Annotated in this window: 12 protein-coding genes and 1 pseudogene; 7 read left to right on the top strand and 6 right to left on the bottom strand. The window is 63.6% G+C overall.

The genetic code is table 11. The features are described from left to right. Positions 1–129 precede the first annotated feature (129 nt). On the bottom strand, positions 130–846 hold the full coding sequence (locus tag KIH81_RS11160; RefSeq protein ID WP_214305388.1) for a hypothetical protein: 717 nt from the start codon (positions 844–846) through the stop codon (positions 130–132). Between the two features lie 310 nt (positions 847–1,156). Here KIH81_RS11160 and KIH81_RS11155 point away from each other — a divergent pair, with 310 nt between their 5' ends. Further along, positions 1,157–1,453, top strand: coding sequence for a hypothetical protein (locus KIH81_RS11155; protein ID WP_214305387.1), 297 nt, complete (start codon positions 1,157–1,159; stop codon positions 1,451–1,453). A gap of 476 nt (positions 1,454–1,929) precedes the next feature. Here the strand turns inward: KIH81_RS11155 and KIH81_RS11150 are convergent, their stop codons facing one another. Further along, complete coding sequence (locus tag KIH81_RS11150) at positions 1,930–2,658, bottom strand: hypothetical protein (RefSeq protein WP_214305386.1); 729 nt, start codon at positions 2,656–2,658, stop codon at positions 1,930–1,932. 31 nt (positions 2,659–2,689) lie between these two features. Then, positions 2,690–3,379, bottom strand: coding sequence for a hypothetical protein (locus KIH81_RS11145; RefSeq protein ID WP_214305385.1), 690 nt, complete (start codon positions 3,377–3,379; stop codon positions 2,690–2,692). Positions 3,380–4,698: 1,319 nt separating this feature from the next. Here KIH81_RS11145 and KIH81_RS11140 point away from each other — a divergent pair. The 3 genes from KIH81_RS11140 (at position 4,699) to KIH81_RS11130 (ending at position 8,543) form a co-directional block, all read left to right on the top strand. After that, complete coding sequence (locus KIH81_RS11140; protein WP_214305384.1) at positions 4,699–5,148, top strand: hypothetical protein; 450 nt, start codon at positions 4,699–4,701, stop codon at positions 5,146–5,148. 376 nt (positions 5,149–5,524) lie between these two features. After that, positions 5,525–7,651 (top strand): hypothetical protein, encoded by a 2,127-nt coding sequence (locus KIH81_RS11135; protein WP_214305383.1) that lies wholly within the window; start codon positions 5,525–5,527, stop codon positions 7,649–7,651. A 382-nt stretch (positions 7,652–8,033) separates the two neighbouring features. Next, on the top strand, positions 8,034–8,543 hold the full coding sequence (locus KIH81_RS11130; RefSeq protein ID WP_214305382.1) for a hypothetical protein: 510 nt from the start codon (positions 8,034–8,036) through the stop codon (positions 8,541–8,543). Between the two features lie 300 nt (positions 8,544–8,843). Here KIH81_RS11130 and KIH81_RS11125 read toward each other — a convergent pair whose 3' ends face one another. From KIH81_RS11125 to KIH81_RS11115, 3 genes are all read right to left on the bottom strand, one after another. Continuing rightward, positions 8,844–9,296, bottom strand: coding sequence for a hypothetical protein (locus KIH81_RS11125; RefSeq protein ID WP_214305381.1), 453 nt, complete (start codon positions 9,294–9,296; stop codon positions 8,844–8,846). A gap of 55 nt (positions 9,297–9,351) precedes the next feature. Next, positions 9,352–10,320, bottom strand: coding sequence for a hypothetical protein (locus tag KIH81_RS11120; protein ID WP_214305380.1), 969 nt, complete (start codon positions 10,318–10,320; stop codon positions 9,352–9,354). Positions 10,321–11,046: 726 nt separating this feature from the next. Beyond that, positions 11,047–13,080 carry a tyrosine-type recombinase/integrase gene (locus tag KIH81_RS11115; protein WP_214305379.1) on the bottom strand — a complete coding sequence of 678 codons (2,034 nt, stop codon included), beginning with the start codon at positions 13,078–13,080 and terminating at the stop codon, positions 11,047–11,049. A 478-nt stretch (positions 13,081–13,558) separates the two neighbouring features. On the opposite strand from KIH81_RS11115, the pseudogene KIH81_RS11110 reads away from it, so the two are divergent. The 3 genes and pseudogenes from KIH81_RS11110 to KIH81_RS11100 all read left to right on the top strand — a co-directional run bounded on the left by KIH81_RS11110 (position 13,559) and on the right by KIH81_RS11100 (position 16,170). Next, positions 13,559–14,807 (top strand): annotated as a pseudogene (locus KIH81_RS11110) (tyrosine-type recombinase/integrase). Positions 14,808–14,964: 157 nt separating this feature from the next. Continuing rightward, a complete protein-coding gene (locus tag KIH81_RS11105) occupies positions 14,965–15,543 on the top strand; it encodes a Panacea domain-containing protein (protein ID WP_214305378.1) in 579 nt (192 codons plus the stop codon). Positions 15,544–15,552: 9 nt separating this feature from the next. Then, complete coding sequence (locus tag KIH81_RS11100) at positions 15,553–16,170, top strand: hypothetical protein (RefSeq protein WP_214305377.1); 618 nt, start codon at positions 15,553–15,555, stop codon at positions 16,168–16,170. Positions 16,171–16,172 lie beyond the last annotated feature (2 nt).

Here is a 16,172-nt window from a genome sequence, read left to right as displayed (position 1 = left end):
CCATCCGCATGGCCTACGGCTTCCACCACGTCACCAACCTCATCAGCCTCGTCATGCTCAGATGCGGCGGACTCAACATCCAACTACCAACACCAGCAACCTAACCCACGAAAACAGCAGAAGCCTCGTTTATATATGTCTATTCGCTATGTGCGTGGTGGTCTCCTCACTGATTTGCTGCTCGTACCGCCGCCTCGTCCCTCGCCTCGTCGGGTTCCCCGCGTCGGTGGCGCCTCCGGCTGCCGGGTCGGGGATGCTGGCGTACGTGGCTGGTCGTGCGGGCAGGTCCAGCGAACGCCATTCCTCGTACTGGTGTTGCTCGTCCGGTGTGAGGTCGGTGGGGTTGGTGGTGAGGATTCGTCCGTCGTGGATGGCGTCGGTGCCTTGGTGGTGGATGCTGATGGCTTGTTCCGGTGTGAGGATTCCTGCCGTGACGTAGTGGGTGAGGTGCTCGGCGTCGGTGAGGTCCCGTCTCGTGAGGCGTGGTTCGATTTCGGCTCGTGCGGTGATGAGGAGCAGGTCGGGTATGGTCAGCCGGTTCCATACGGTGATGGTCCTCGGGTCGGTGCCGGTTTCGTCGAGGTATCGGTGTGTTTGGATGAGGCCGCCGCGCAGGTCTCCCTTCGCGTACGTGTCGAGGATGGCGGCGTACGCGGTGAGGTATGAGCCGTCCGCGGCGCGTGTGGGGACCCCGGCCCTGGCGAGCGCGTCGTTCACGTTGAGCATGAGCGTGGTGGGTTCGGGCGTGACGTCGAGCATGAGTTTCGCGTTGAGGCTGATGATGGAGCCGAGTGCCATGAGCTTCGGGTCGGGGAGTATGCTGCTCCGTCTGGTTTCGCTGGTCATTGTTTCTCCTTGTTGCTTGTTGTGGTTTGCCGCTGATGTGCGGATATTTCGGTGTTGGCGGGCGCCGTGGTGGCGCTCGTGCTGATTCCGATTCGTGCATATTCGATGTCCTTCTGTTGGAGATTATGAGGTGTTCCGATGGCTGGAGTGGTGGATGCCGGCGCGTGTGCCGGTGGTGCGTGGCTCATCGATGCGATGAGCGGGGAGTCGTTGCCGGGGCGTGAGGCCGCGTTCCGCGTGTACTACGGGTCGGTTCGTGTGGTCTACATGACGGCGAACTATGCGAAGGGCAAGAAGGAGGTGAACGCGCATGACCTTCTGCTCCTGTTCGACGTGGTTCTCCACGGTGTGCGGTCCATCCCGGTTGAGGCGGTCGCGGGCCAGTCGCGTAGCCGATACGGCGTACTTCCGTGGCCTCGTCAGGAACGGCGTGCTCGCGGAGCCGGACAAACGGCTGCTGGTGGAGCATGGTGTTCCGGAGCGGTGGCTCACGATTCCCGATGCGCCGTTCAGACGGAGGAACCGTGGGGCGAAACGGTTCCTTCAGCAGCTCCTCACCGACATCGCCGTTGGCCGTATCCCCGCCATCATCGAGGAGGACGCGTAGCCGCTACCCGACGAGGGGTGGAGCGACACCATCTAGGCCCTCATGCAGCAAGGCATCATCACCAAGGAGAAATGAGGGCTCCGCACGTCTGGAGCACTCGCCATCGACCCGAGGGGCGGCACCATCCACGACCCCATCCGATATGAGCAGGGCAGGAGCGCGGGAACCGCGACAGCCCGACAATGAGCGGGAACCCCACCGCAGGCGACAGCGGAAGCGGCCACGCTCCACACGAGAAGCAGGCGGACGCACAGGGCCAAGAACCCGGCGCCCGTCTCGCCATGATCCGAGCCGGAACCGAACCGGAACAAGGCGTGGACGCGGTGCCGGTGGCGGCAAACCAGCCGGGCAGGGGATAGACGAGGGTCGGCGCTGGTTGTCTGAGGTCTTTCCGTGCGGGGTGACGGCCACCGAAACACCAAGACCACCGGCGCCGGTTTCTTCTCCTTCCCGTTCTCCTTTCCTGATTGCGCGGGTCATGCTGCGGCGGGTTCGACGAGGCTGAGCAGGTCGTCGAGGATGGTGGGGTCGTTGCGGAGCGTGGCGAGGAGTTCCTGCACGGCGGCGGTCCTCGCGTCCCGCACCGCTTCCTCCTCCCGGTGTTCCCGGTGTCCCGGTTCGGTCGTCGGTTCCTCCTCGTCTTCGGTGTCGTTGGCCGGATATGTTCCGACGAGGTCCCTCCTGTTCGGTTGATGTTCCGGGTGGTCGGCCAGGGGGTTCGCGGTGCCGGGCGTGTGGATGGCGGTTCGTGGCAGTCCCGTGTCGTCCACCGCCGCGAGGCCGTGCTCGGCGAGGAGCCGCCGGTCCTCCTCGCCGATGGCCTGACCGTGGAGGAGCCGGTCGAGGTTGTCGGCGTCCCACACGGATTCCGTGGTGGGGAACGCGAGCGCGAGGCCCTGCGCGATGTCGAACGTGTGGAGCACGTCGTTGATGCACGCGCCGAACATGTCCCTGCGCTTCAGGTCCGCCGGTTTGAGGAACCGCTGACGGTAGCCTTCGAGGCTCGCGCGCTTGGAGAGGACGGGGCCACGGCACATGCCTCGCACGAGGTCGCGCGCCGCGCCACGGCTCCCATCGGGGATAACGGGGTTGGCGAGGATCGAGACCCAATCGCCCAGCGCCGCCCAGTTGGACAGCGCGGCGTTCGCCCAGCCCCGCACGCGCTGGTTCAGCAGCTCCAGCTTGTCCGCGTCATCAAGCGCCATGCCTTTGTTCCCGTCCTTCTCGTCAGTCGTGTCAGTGGATTGTGCCGTCCCGGTGTAGCGCGCCCCATCCCTTCGCCTGGATGGCGAGTCGCTCCGTGGATGTGATGAACCGGTCATCCTCCATGTACTGGAGCAGCTTGCACGAGGGCGCGTTCGCGAGGAGGTCGACGGTGATACTGCCGATGGATTGTCCGTCGTTGTACGCGCCGAGGCTGATGCACCTTCCCCTGTCGTCGCCCTGCGGGTGGGCGCGCCACACGAGCCTGCGCAGGAACAGGAGGCTGCTGGGCGTGTCACGCAGCACGTCCTTGTAGAGCGTCTCCGGCGTGCCGAGCTTCGCGGCCTCGGTGATGAGGTCGTCAAGGCCGTCGCGCATCCTCGCCCATCGCTTCGAACCGGGCAGTTTGCCGGAGAACAGCTGCGCCGCGCGCGACGCGTCCCATGCGTCGAGCGCCGAATCGATGCGCTCGACCTTCGACTTGTCCATGTACCCGCAGGCGCTGAGGAACCGGTAGTATCCCGTGCCCTTCCGTATCTGCTTGATGAGCTTCAGGCCCAGCTCGCCAAGGCCGCGATCCGCGTCGCACTCGTGCTGCGGGTCGCAGGAGGCGAGCAACGCCTCAAGCTGCCTCGACGCCCTGGCCATGAGGTTCTGGTTCACAGCGGCGCGCGCCACCTCGTCCCTCTTCGCGGTCGTACCAGTTCCGTACTGATGATTCATCTCTTCTGCTTCCTTCCCGCCATCCGTGGCGTTGTGTTCCAATCGCCGAACCCGGCGATTCCCCGTCGCGGGCCGTTCCCGCAACCTGATGCCCCCATCATCCGGCGAACGGACAAGCGCCGTGGAACAGGCAAAACAAAATAAGTGATGGAACTGTGAAGAGTAGACAGAAAACCCAAACAGGACAAGGGAGGACAGGTGCTGGCGCTGGTGGTTTTGGCTATCCGGGTCGATGGGCGGCGAACGACGCGGACCGCCCCCCGTGTCGTGACTCGGCGTGCTCCTCGCCGCCGCTCCCTCTCGTGCCTGTCCGTCGGTTCCCGGCGGGGAATGATGGTTGTTCGGGTCGGCTTCGGCGGGGTTGCGGCTTCGCTGGCGCGGTGGTATATTGTGCGCACCAATCGGGTGGGGGAATCGAAAAAACATGCGGGGTGCCAGGACCCGCAAAAAGAACCGATAGTGTACATTCTGTTCGGTTTGCGGTTCGTGTTCGGGAGTGTTCGGTATTGTTCACTTATTTCGGCTCGTGATTCCGGAGCAAACGGTGTCTGGAAATGAGACGATGGCCACATGGTGAGACGATATGCCGCTCGTCATGGAATCTTCACAAATCACGTCCGAGGCGCACGGAATCGAACGGAAACGCACGAAAGAACCCATTCCCTCGTCCGTTCCGGTCGCCTCACACGCATCACGCCGGACGGACCTCCGATTCGCCCCGCCCATACGCCATGAACCGGCGTCGGAACCGGGCCGAACCATGACCGATCGGGCGCGAGACGGTGGAGCAGCGCGGATGGATGCTCGCCGAATCCCGCGTCGGCGGCGCGGCGAATGGCCCCGACGTCCTGTGAACTTCTCCATGACCGGCTCGTTGGTCGGGCTTCGCGGCGTCCATGCAGGAATGCTCGACGGTCGGAACCGTCCGGAGCATCACCGGCGAGCCGAACCGTGCATCATTGTATCGTTGGCCAAGCGGAACGCCGACCGGCTCCCGATGGCGCTGACATGTGAATTCCCATGCGATTCATCTCCACCGCGCCCGTCCGAGAAGGGGGACCGGGGGCGGCTCGGCCAAGCGCTGCAACGAAGCGTGCGACCCCGCCTCACTCCACCTCTCCATGCACCGTATTGAGCAGGTGAGGAAGCACATCCACCATCCAAACACCCCGCGACGCGCAAGACCGACGCCTGGTTCTCGATGATCCGGCCCATGCAGGCCCCGGGCCCGACCGGATATGCCAATGACGGAAAACAAGGTGGGGAAGGGAAACCCGCTAAGGCATCACGCCGGTAGGCGAGCGGATCGGGAGGCAGCCATGGGCGAGACACTGAGGAAAAACACGAAGGACGCGAGGAGCGACACGAAACGGCAGGACGCCGCCATCGAAGCGCTCGCGGACAGAATCATGCCGGAAACCGCACCGATGCCCGACCTGCCGGATGAATCGGGCGACTACCGCCGCGTCATCCTCACCAGCACCCCGGAGCTGAAGCAACGCTGGGGCCGCGTCGAGTACAAGGTCATGGTGAACGTCCGGACCGGCAACACCGTCATGAAGCTCCACGACGGAACCATATGCAACATCAAACGCAAGGAATGCCGCGACCACCTCGTCGAGCACCGCGACCAGCACCTCCTCGCCGAGGGAATGTCCGTGACCATGCTCCTACGCATCACCAGACCCGACCTCTACCAGCACACCGCCCTGCCGGACCTGCCCTTCGACCTGAACGAGGCAATGGCAAGCCTTGACCTACCCGAGTGAAACCCTGACAAGAAGAACCAACAAACCACGAAGGCATGACAGAGCAGGCGGAAAACGCGGCGTTGGCGGCCTTCGACAATCAGACCGGCGAATAGGAGAGTCGCGCTCGCGAGTGGCCTTCGACAATCAATGAATGAATGACACGGATCGGGCGCCGGTGGTCTTGTGTCTTTCCTTCGCATGGTTCATCCCGAACAACGCGGACCACCTGCGCGTCGTTCCGTGTGGTGCCGGTAGTTCTTGTCGTTGGGATATTCGTTCAGCATTGGGCGGGCCGCCTCGGCCTTGTCGCCGGTGGCGGTCCGCCTCGCTGTTTTCGCGCGGGCGAGTGAATCGTGACTCCGCGTTGTGGTTGCGAGTGGATTGGGGGATTGCGATGAGGGCGCACCTGACGAGGAACAGGAACGGCGAGTCCGTGTGGAGGGCCTGCCGCGCAACGAAGCGCACCTGCCCGTTGGGCGAGGCGGCACACCGGGAGTTCGACTCCACGAGGGCCGTCCGCCAGTGGTCCGTGCTCCAGCACTACCAGGACGACCTCGGCGTGCCTCTGCCAGAACCGCTGGCCAGGCTCGGCGTCGGCCATGAGGTGCCGGATGGCTTGTGGCTGGACGCGCTCGCGGAGATGCAGCCCGCCATCGAGGCCGCTGAGCAGCGAGCCTACGAGGCGGAGCAATCCCAATCGGATGCCGATGCTGAATCCGCGACGGGCGGCCTGCGCAAGGGTGGGAATGACCGCGCCCTCCGCAAGGATGACAAGCCGAGTGATGATGGCGGATCCACGCCTACCAGCTCCGAGCCGGTGGATGACGGGGAGCCGAGCGAGGAGGAGCGTGCGGCGGGGGAGGCTCGCTCCGAGCGCATCACGACGCTCCTCACGGACCGTATCCCGCTCATGGACGACAGGCGCGGCAAGGTCCCAGAGCTGAAGTCCACGGATGACGTGGCGAAGGCGAACGGCCGCCTCGCCACGTACCTTGACAGGAACTTCGACGGTGACAGGGAGGCGGCTACGCTCGACGCGCTCCGGTCCCTGTACCCCGGAGCCGACATCCAGCCTTTCGACCCATACTCGCCCGCCGAGGAGCAGCCGACGAGCCAACGGTTCCCGAGCAGGGCGACGCGCGACGACTTCCTCCGACGCCGCGCCGAGGAGCTACGCCGCTTCCGGGCGAACCGCATCATGGAGACGGGGGGCAGGGACTCGACCGCCACGTACTACGACGCGACGAACGACCGAGTCATCTTCGTGACGCGAGGCAAGAGGGTCACGAAGAACCTGTACCCGAACGCCTACTTCCGTGGCACCGGCCAGAACCTCAGGTCCCTCAACTTCGGTTCCGTGCTCGCCGCCTTTGCCGTCGCGAGGGAGATGGACAGGGAACCCGGCCTCACGCCCAGCGCGCGTGCCGAGGTGGTGCAGGTCATGCTCCAGCCCGGCAGGGACAGCCGCTGGTCAGCGGCGAACCACGCTTGGAAGTGGCATCCCGACTCGATCAGCGGCGACGCGACCACCGGCCTCATGCAGAGCATCGCGGACCACGTGAAGGGAAGCGGCGCAGACCCCTTCGGGTTCCCGACGCTCGACCTCGGGGACGGCTACACCATCGCCACGGCGCAGCAGGCGATGGACTACGCGCAGCACGTGCATGACTGGTGCGACCAGCGGATAGGCGAGATACGCAACCCCGACGGCTCCCCATCCAAGCGGGTCGCGCACCTCGAACGCCTGCAGAGGGACGTGAAGCGGTGGTCCGGACCCGCGAGGGTATGCGCCGAGGACCAGTGCGGCAGATACCGCCGCGCCATCGGCAACATCCTCGACGACGAATCCAACGGCCAGATGAACCGCGCGTACGCGAAACGTGCCAACAGCACAAGCCGCGCGAAGGTCTTCGAATACAAGAAGGACCGCGACGTGGCGCACGACATGGCGATCCGCTCCAGCAGCTTCGCCCGCGCGTTCGGGGGACGTCACATGGAGCTTGATGACAGCGCCGACCTCGACAAGTTCCGCCAACTCGACCACGAGTTCGACGGATGGAGCCGAACCCTGCCCGAGCAGGTCGACCACGACACGAACTTCCGGTTCCGGTTCACCGGCAAGCACAACGCCACCGGCCTCTACTTCCCCGGCATGAGGGAGGTCATCGTGGATCCGCGCCACCCCGACAGCCTCACGCACGAGTACTTCCACAACCTCGACTACACGAAGCTCGAGGACGGGCAGCTCAGCATGGACCCCACGTTCCGCAGCATCGTGCGCGACTACAAGGACAACATCGACCGGGAGAAGATGGGTGGAACCAACCCCGAACGCTACCTCGCTCCGACCGAGGTGTTCGCCCGAGCCGGGGAGCTATACATGAACTGGAGGCATCCCGACTCCGGCTCCAGCTTCCTCAAGACCAAGGAGACCTATGAGTCGCGGTTCGACTACGCGCCGCTGCTGAAGCACAAGCAGGAGATCATCTGGCTCTTCGACGGCATGTTCGGCAAGCACTGACCCCGCACGACCACCGAACCGCGAGCGGGCACGGCGCGGCGCGAGTGGGCTTGATCCTTCCTCGCGTCGGGCATCCCGAACGACGTAGACCATCCGCGACCGATCTCGGCATCTTCTCGCGATTGGCCGTGTGGTTCATCACCGTTTCCCAATCGAGACAACGCCTCACATGGTACTCTTCACCGTTCCGTCACTTTTTTGCTTGAACACATTCATCGGCGGCTTTGAAGAGCGGGTAGCGTTGCCGTTGAATCCGCGAGGGACGGGTGCGAAGACCCGCTCCTCGTGAGGAAAACCCAAGGATACGCGGGATCCGCGGTATTCCACGGGCAACGGGAACGCCGGGGGAGAAACCGGCGACCAACGATGGAAGGACAAGGAAATGACAACGCTGAAGAGCATCGCCGACGACGTGATGGACAAGCTGCGCGAGGCCAGGAACGTACGCTACTCCATAGGATACGGCAGCCAGTGGGACGGCTGGGACTTCTCCGACGAGTATTGGGTACCCGATGGCGGCATCGCCATCGAACCGGAGGACCCCGGTTGGGGCATCCTCTACCTATTCAACGCCGATGCGGACCCCTACGATGAAAGCGACCAATCCGACTCGGAGGTCACGGGACTCGGGGTCCTCCTCGTATGGGCCACGAACGAGGACCGCGACGCGGTTGTGTACGGTGACGAGTTCACGTACGATGCGAAGGTCGATGCCCGCGAGGAGGCAAACGGCTGGAACAGCACGGCGGTCCGGCGCAAGTATGCGGATGGCTGGAGCGGCTGGGTTCGCGAATACCCACGTAGGGACACCGATGAGGCGGACCCCTACGGGAGCATGATCGAGGCGATTGCGAAGTCCGTCAGGAGCCGCATCGAACGAGCCGACGACTGACGCTCACCGATATGGCACAACGGCGGGCGGGGAGCGTCAAAGAGGATGCTCCCCGCCTATCGCTATTTCCGCGGTCACGGATGGACCCCGCCAACACAGCGAAAAGGAAGCGAAGAAGGGCAAGGGCTGACGCAAGTGATGGTTGGCCAATGAACGCGGGGAATGAAAAGGCGCGGCGCGGGTGGCCCAAGGTTTTCTCAAACTGCCGGGTCCGGAACGACGTGGACCACTTGCGACCGTGTTTTTCCCTTGCCCTGATTGTTTTTCCGCTGCGTCGCTGCGTCGTGCGTGGCGTGTGGTTCACCATGCGTATCCGGTGTCGTGGAGGTCTCCGCGTTTGCCTTCGACGTAGAGGACTTCGTACGTGCCGGGGCCGGGCGCGTCGATGGTGCGTTGCACGACGAGGCGCTCCGGGTCGATGATGGCCACGAGGCGGGCGCCGTGCTTCGCGTTGGGGCTGGTGCTCGCGTACTCCTTCTGCTCCTCGGGCGTGACGGTGAGCGCGGTGAGGAGCAGCGTTCCCCACATGCCCCGGTTCCACTGGTCCTGTGCCGGGCAGCGTCCCTGCCTCTTCAGCTTGAACTGCGCCGCGTCGGATCGCCGGTTCACGATGTCGAGCACGTAGTCGCTCCTATGTCGTTCGACGCGCGTGCGCCATGAATCGGAGAGAGTCTCCATGCTCCTGCGTTCGGCCGCGATGGTCATGTACTGGCGCGCGAGGTCGGTGATGTTCCGGTCTCCGGTCCTGCCCATTGCCGTGCTCATTCTTCGCCTGCCCTCCGTTGCTGTCGTCGTTCCTATTCGCCGGTCATGCCGTGAGCGCGAGTTCCCGGCCGATGCGCATGGGGTCCGGTGCGTCGTAGTCGACGTCCACCTCGCCCGTGGCGGCGATGCAGTACGAGGCGTGCTCCACGAGCTGGTCCGATTCGCGCTCCGTGAGGATGTCGCCGGGGTTCCTCGCCCCGAACAGGCGTATCGCCTCGTCCGTGTTCGGGACGATGGTTCCGCCGCGCATCATCACCGGCAGGTCGCGGTTCACGAGCGCGTCGCGCAGGAGCCTCGTCCTCGCGGATTCCGGTTCCGTGCCGAGTCGTTCGAGTGCGGATTCCCGTTGTGCTTCGAGCATCCGCTCCGCGAACCATTCCACTCCCGTGACGGGTGTCAGGTCCAGCGATCCGTTCGGGTTTGTCCGCTCGTTCAGCGTGCGCCGGTTCCAGTACCGGTCCTCCGTCCACAGGTGAAGGAGCCGGTGGTCGGCCATGAGGCTCAGCGTCTCGGGCTGGCCCATCGCCGCGTGAAGCACGAGCATGGACCCCATCCACAGCGCCTCGTTCGCCTCGCTCATCCACAGTGAGCGGTACGTGGAGTACGCCCGGTCCAGCTCGGAATCCAACGCCGATAGGCCGCGCAAATCCGAGGCGGTCACCACGCGGTCGATCACCTCGACGTCCCGGCTCCGCTCAGGGTCGAGGCCGAGAAGGGACAGCAGGTCGATGATGTGCAGGCCCGACGCCCTCCACGATGAGACGCGCTCCCGGCACTTTGACATGATTCGCTCGCGTAGGCGGCTTGTTCCGAGCGTCACGGCGCACACGGGCTTCGCGCGGCGCGGGAAGGTGAAGCTCGTCCAATCCACGGCGCCGGCGGCGATTCCCGCGTCCACGGCCTCGCGCTTCGTCAGGTAGTGCCTGCCGCAGGTGCATTTCGCCCAACCCCTCGGGTCCCCGCAAGGCTCGGGACGGTTCGTGAGACGGTCAAGATGGAAGACCTCAATCATGCCAAACCACCACCAATCGAACAAATGTACGATGTATTGCGATCCAATGTACCACACGGCGTACCTCACGAAAACCCAATGGTTCCAGACCATCCGCGCTCATCCTCGAACTTCTGTTCGACTGGTGTTCTCGCTTGGTTTCGGCGGTGACGTTCCTGTGATTCGTGATTTGTGAAACGTTTGTTCGATTGTCATTCCTGCCGTGTGCGGCTGGTCCCGAAGGTTTGAGGTAGCCGCTGGAACGCGACTGCTCGCCGGTGGCCACTATGCGCTGCTCCGTGATGGTCATCGGGAACGCAGGTCGCTCGTTCTCGCGGGCTCCGATGCGTCGACGGGGCCTACGTCGAGGCGGCTGGAATCGGCTTGTGCGACTACGCGCGGCACGAATGACGGGAGCGTGTGCGACTTCGCGTGGCGGGGCGAGCGAGGCTGTGTGCGACTTCGCGCAGGAGGGGGGAACCGGTGCGAAAGCAGTTCCGAACGAAGGTATGCGCCTCGGCGAACAGGATGAATCGCGGCGCTGGTGATCCTCTTCTAATCAAGTCATGAGGGGAACGAGGGCTGGCGCGAGTGGTTCTGACTTTCCGGATGGACGGTTTTTGATACTGGTTTTGCGTTTGTTTTGGGTTTTCGTGCCGCATGGTCCTGCGGTGCGTCTTATGCGAGGTCGCATGGGCCCCGCTCCCGTGCGACCTCGCGTAGGGGCGGAGCCTTGTGCCGGTGGCGTTAGTACTCGAACCCGCTGGAGGGAACGGAGGCTTGCGCCTCGTTCAGCACCTGGATGTATGCGTTGATGGTCGTGGAGAGGCTCGCGTGGCCGAGTTCCCTGCTGATGAGCGTGAGGGGAACGCCCATGGCGATGCGGCTGCTGGCCATGTAGTGGCGCAGCGAATGGTGCGTCCATCCCTTGCGTCCGCCCTTCGCGTCGGGGTCGTGTCCCTCCGGGTACGCGCCGGGGAAGAGCTGGAGGCGGGCGCTGACGTAGTCGAAGATGGGGTTCAGGTCCGCTTGGAGGTTCGATGGATGGATGTAGTTTCCGGTTCCGGGGATGACGCTGACCTGACCGGTCCATCCCTCGGGCCGTGCGATGTCCGTGTTCCTCGCGGCTTCCTTGTCCTTCACCGGCTTGCGGGTCGGGAAGAGGAGCATGCGCTGGTAGTTCGCCTGCTTCTCGCCGAGGAGCACGTCGTGAGTGAGCGCGTCGGTGGAGGCGCGGTCGAGCGCCTTGTTGTTCCACAGGTCCGTGAGCCGCTGCAGGAGAATCCAGCCGATGGGAACGTATCCCTCGGACCAGAGGAGGCCGACCTCCGTGGGCGTGCTGCTCCAGAACGAGGCGTCGTTCTCGGGATTGTCATGCGGCTTGAACCGGGCGACGTGCTCGGCTATCTGCTCGCGCAGGCTCCGCTTGTCCCCGGAATGGAGCGGGGACGGCAGGTAGTACGGCAGGTGCACGGTTCGGCGCTTCATGTTGCCGGGGGAGTTCCACTTCGGCAGCCCGAGCGCGAACGTCGAACCGGATTGGGTGAACTGCTCGTCCACGCGAATGGCGCCGTAGAACCCCTCGCGCGTGGGCCCGGGCTTCATGGCGTCGATCTTCCATGCGTTCTCGGTCTCCTCGTCCCATCGCTGGATGTGCGCGGTGACGAACAGGAACTCGGCCTGCGCGGGCGTGAGCAGGTGACTGATGCGGAGGGCGAGTTCCTCGCCGATGCGCAGGCCGCCGCCGGCGCCGATGCCGAACCATGCGGCGAGCATACGGTAGCGTTCGGCGCGGTCGAGGGTCTGCCTGCGCAGGAAGCCCTGCATGTCCCGCGTGTAGTGGGGCGTGCCGTATGGCTTGATGAGGAACTGCTCCGGCAGTCCCCTGCGCCAGAGGTCGTCGGTGGGGTTCGCCCTCACGTACCCCTCCATCGGCACCTCGACCCACGGGCTGGTGCGCAGCTTCTCGCCGGTGACCGGGTCGATGGTCGTGATGCACTCAGGCTCCTTGTCGGTCCCGTCCTCGATTGAGGAGGCGGTTGCGGGGTCGAGCAGCTGCTTCATGTGTGGGGAGCGCAGCCGCATCATCTGGTCATGGGCGTCGAGGATAGTGTCGAGCGGCGTGACGTTCATCGTGGAGGCGGTGAGCGTGATGAGGGACGCGACGTACATCGTGTTGGGGATGAGGCCGAGGCTCACGACTCGCTTCGCGGCGTTTTCCTTCGCGATGCTCGCGTTCACCTTCATCTGACCCGCGAAGAAGGTCCCGTCCTGCGTGCCGTACAGCTTCTTTGTGTAGTCGAACAGCGCGCGGACGTTCGCCCTGAGCCGGGTCTGCTGGCTCGTGGAGATGCCTTCAAGGTCGATGCGCTGGATGTCCTTCGGGGTGACCTTCATGACGCTCAGATCGCCGATGGCGAGGAATACTCGGCGCATCTGCGCGGTCTTCGTCTGCGTCGTGCCGCTGTTCCATGCGTCGTGCGCGTCGGACCGCGCGTACTGGTCCCACGCCTCGCGGACCGTGGGGTATGAGGTGCTCACTCCCGGCACGTAGAAGCCCAGCTTCGCCTTCGCTTTCTCCACCACGGCGTCCCTCGTCGGGGCGTTCACGTCGGAGGTCCGACCATCCGGCATCGTGACCCTCGCGCGCCAGTACCGGCCCTTCCCGTCGTTGCTCGTGGGTTCGTAGAGCCTCACGTTCGGCAGGTAGTCGATGGGCTTGCGGCGTACCCGCTTCGACTTCCCCTTCGAAGCGTCGACGCCGTCCTTGCTGCTGGTCATGGTCGTTGCCCTTTCATGCTATGCGGGTCGCCTGCCGCCCGGCTCGGTGAGTCAGGCTCCGTTCGGTGCTATGTTGGGCACCAAGTACCGTGATGGTGACAGGCTATTTTTTGCTTTCGCACGGAGCCGAGTGGAACGGTTCCTGTGCGAAAGACCTGTGCGAATCGTTTTCTGTGCGAAACACAAACCGCATAGTTCCAACGATTCCACAAGGTCGAGACCATGTAGAATTTGAGACTCAACGAGTTCAAGTTCAATGTCTCGAAGTAGGGGGTGAAACCCCTCAAAAACGGCGTGATTCCAACGTTTTCGGTTCTCGGAAACGTGCGAATCGCGCCGTTTTTCGATTAACGGAAAATGGCCGATTATGCCCCGTTTCTGGCCGTTTGTGACCCGGATAGAGTGCGGATAGAGTGCCCTTTTCGAGGGCGCTTCCCGGCGGATGCTCGAAGGCGCTCCCCGACAAGGGAGGGACATCATGGCAACGACCGGCAGGCGGCGCACGAAAGGCGCGGGCAGCATCATCCAGCGCGCGGACGGAAGCTGGGAGTTCCGCCGGGAGATAGACCGAGACCCAGCCACTGGCAAGCGTCGCTGCGTCTCGGCCAAGGGCCGCACCAAGGCCGACGCCCGCGAACGGTTCGAGGCGAAGATCACGGAGATGGAGCGCACCGGACTCCTGCCCGGCAAGAAGAGCCCGTATCTGAAGGACTACGCGCAGCGTTGGCTGGACGAGTACCGGGTGAACGTGAAGCCGACCACGTACCGGACGAGGGCGGGGCGCATCAGGGCGTGCATGGCGGTCATCGGGTACGTGCGGCTGGACGAGCTGACCCCGGACCATATCCGCAAATGCATGCGCGTGCTGTCCAAGCGGTTGGCCCCCTCGACGTTGAAGGACCATTTCGTGAGCCTGAAGATGATGCTCGATCAGGCCGAATTGGAGGAGCTCATCCCCGTGGACCCGTGCCGCAGGGTGCGTCCGCCCCGCGTGGAGCCGAACGACGTGAGGATACTCGCCCCGGACCAGCCGAAGCGTCTGCTGGAGGCCGTGCCCAACCGGGGCGCGAAGCGGCGCGGCCCCCAGCCGGTGGCGGACGTGGACGAGTCGTGGGCGCTGCTGTTCGAGCTCGCGTTCGCGGCCGGCATGAGGGAGGGGGAGCGGTATGCGCTCATGCCGTTCCAGTTGAAGCGCCGGGACGGAGTGCCCGGCATCGATGTATGCCAGCAGATACAGCAGTACGGACTTCCCGGGGACGTGGAGATTCCGGGGTGGCTCAAGGCCGAGCATCTGTACGGCGATCTGTGGCTGACGACCCCGAAGACGAGGGCCGCGAGACGGTTCGTCCCGGTCTCGGAGAGCCTGTGGGGCCGCCTGTGGGCGCGCATCGAACGGCTGGGCATCGGACCCCGCCAGCTCGTGTTCACGAACTCGCGCGGCAACCCGGTACGCAGCTCCACGGAGCGCTACAACTGGCGGAAATCGTTGAAGGCCGCCGGCCTGCCGATGGTCAACGTCCATTCCGCCCGCCACTGGACGGCGAGCATGACGGCCCGCGCGAACATGCCCGACGACGCGCGCACCGCCATCATGAACACACCGGCATCACCTGACCGACCGGTACACCTACGGGGACACGGCAGCGCTTGCTGCCCTGCTCGGCAACGCCATCTCATACCTCCACTTCGACGTCATCGACGTCGAAGTGGTCGAGGAGGTCGCCTAGCCTTGCGCCCCGCTGCATGGAACACGTCTCATCGAGAGTTCCGCGTAGCGGATAAAAAAGACACGGCCATCTATATTTGGTGTAATTCATTTTACAATGAGGGAAAAGAGTTTTATAATGCTCGCCTCAGACCAATTACGGTAGAAGGTGACCTGACATGACGAATCAATTGAGTAGCCTCGATGTGGCCGCATGGTTCATCGCGGTCGCCGAGCAGGAGGGATGCCCGATTAGCAGACTGGCTCTGCAGAAGCTCGTATCGCTTTCTCAGAGCCTGTACGGCTATGACAATCACGAGAAACTCTACGATGAGGAAGTGATGGCGTATCCATACGGCCCCGTCACCGAAGCTGTCCGTAAGACATATGGCGATTCCGGGGATAGCGACATTCACGAACCCCGTACAGAACTTAAGCCGTTGACCGAGGAACAGCTTGACACCCTTTCCCGTATATGGGGGGAATTCGCACCCCTGAGCCCTGGAAACCTGGTGAACGCCACTCATGACATGGGGCCATGGTCCAAGTATTACCGGGAACAAGGCCCGTTCCGTCCCATTCCATGGAATGAACTAGTGGAGGCGTGGCCCGGTTATGAGCTGGATGCGGAGACCAGATCGCAAACCGCCTCTGATCATACGCCGGGCAACTACTGCAAGCCGCAGGAAAACGAGGGCATGTACGACGAACTGTTCTCCCGCGCCCGCCGGAACGCACGTGTCCTTACCCTTTCCTGAGGCCGCCCGATGCCGCAGAACGCCCCATACGTCGTTGTCCCCGACGTCAACGTCTATCTCACCGCGGCTCGCGAACTTGGCCGCGGCTTCACCATTGACGATTTTCAGAACAGGTTGCGGGAAGCCAGAAGCAGACGCAACGCAAGCGACGTGTTCTGCACGTTCGCTACGCTTCTAGAGCCTTTTCCCGATGGCTCGCCGATTGAAATATGCTCCGGCATCCACATTCTCGAGACCGTGGCCTATAAAGCCAGACAGCCAAAAGGACAGGGATCGGCGGAAGATTCAGGACTCGGATGGAGCTTCGACGAAGCGCAGCCCATCATCGAAATGATATACAGCCTCATTGAAACGACCGGCGGAACGATAACGCCCCTCAATGGCACATACCTGAATCCGCCACTGGACTACGAAGACGGAAGCGTGATGAAATGCCTAGCCGATATACACCCGGAATCGGCGCTATGCCAGCGAATATGCCTCACCTATGACCGAAAAATGATTAAAGTTCTCGAACCGCGAAAAGCGGACATCATCCCGCCAATGGTACTTATGACACCCGAACAATGGTGCAGCAAGATCAGAGCAGAGAGATTCCGTGTCGTTACGACAATCATGAAACGCTGATT

The organism is Bifidobacterium miconisargentati (assembly GCF_019331675.1).
Lineage (GTDB): Bacteria > Actinomycetota > Actinomycetes > Actinomycetales > Bifidobacteriaceae > Bifidobacterium > Bifidobacterium miconisargentati.
Note: the sequence above shows the minus strand (reverse complement) of the source record. Positions and strands in the feature narration are given on the sequence as shown.

Bases quoted from the DNA above. Each gene is read 5' to 3' on its own strand.
- KIH81_RS11120 (WP_214305380.1), bottom strand. From the start codon at position 10,320: ATGATTGAGGTCTTCCATCTTGACCGTCTCACGAACCGTCCCGAGCCT.
- KIH81_RS11150 (WP_214305386.1), bottom strand. From the start codon at position 2,658: ATGGCGCTTGATGACGCGGACAAGCTGGAGCTGCTGAACCAGCGCGTG.
- KIH81_RS11160 (WP_214305388.1), bottom strand. From the start codon at position 846: ATGACCAGCGAAACCAGACGGAGCAGCATACTCCCCGACCCGAAGCTC.
- KIH81_RS11135 (WP_214305383.1), top strand. From the start codon at position 5,525: ATGAGGGCGCACCTGACGAGGAACAGGAACGGCGAGTCCGTGTGGAGG.
- KIH81_RS11130 (WP_214305382.1), top strand. From the start codon at position 8,034: ATGACAACGCTGAAGAGCATCGCCGACGACGTGATGGACAAGCTGCGC.
- KIH81_RS11145 (WP_214305385.1), bottom strand. From the start codon at position 3,379: ATGAATCATCAGTACGGAACTGGTACGACCGCGAAGAGGGACGAGGTG.
- KIH81_RS11125 (WP_214305381.1), bottom strand. From the start codon at position 9,296: ATGGGCAGGACCGGAGACCGGAACATCACCGACCTCGCGCGCCAGTAC.
- KIH81_RS11140 (WP_214305384.1), top strand. From the start codon at position 4,699: ATGGGCGAGACACTGAGGAAAAACACGAAGGACGCGAGGAGCGACACG.
- KIH81_RS11155 (WP_214305387.1), top strand. From the start codon at position 1,157: ATGACCTTCTGCTCCTGTTCGACGTGGTTCTCCACGGTGTGCGGTCCA.
- KIH81_RS11115 (WP_214305379.1), bottom strand. From the start codon at position 13,080: ATGACCAGCAGCAAGGACGGCGTCGACGCTTCGAAGGGGAAGTCGAAG.
- KIH81_RS11100 (WP_214305377.1), top strand. From the start codon at position 15,553: ATGCCGCAGAACGCCCCATACGTCGTTGTCCCCGACGTCAACGTCTAT.
- KIH81_RS11105 (WP_214305378.1), top strand. From the start codon at position 14,965: ATGACGAATCAATTGAGTAGCCTCGATGTGGCCGCATGGTTCATCGCG.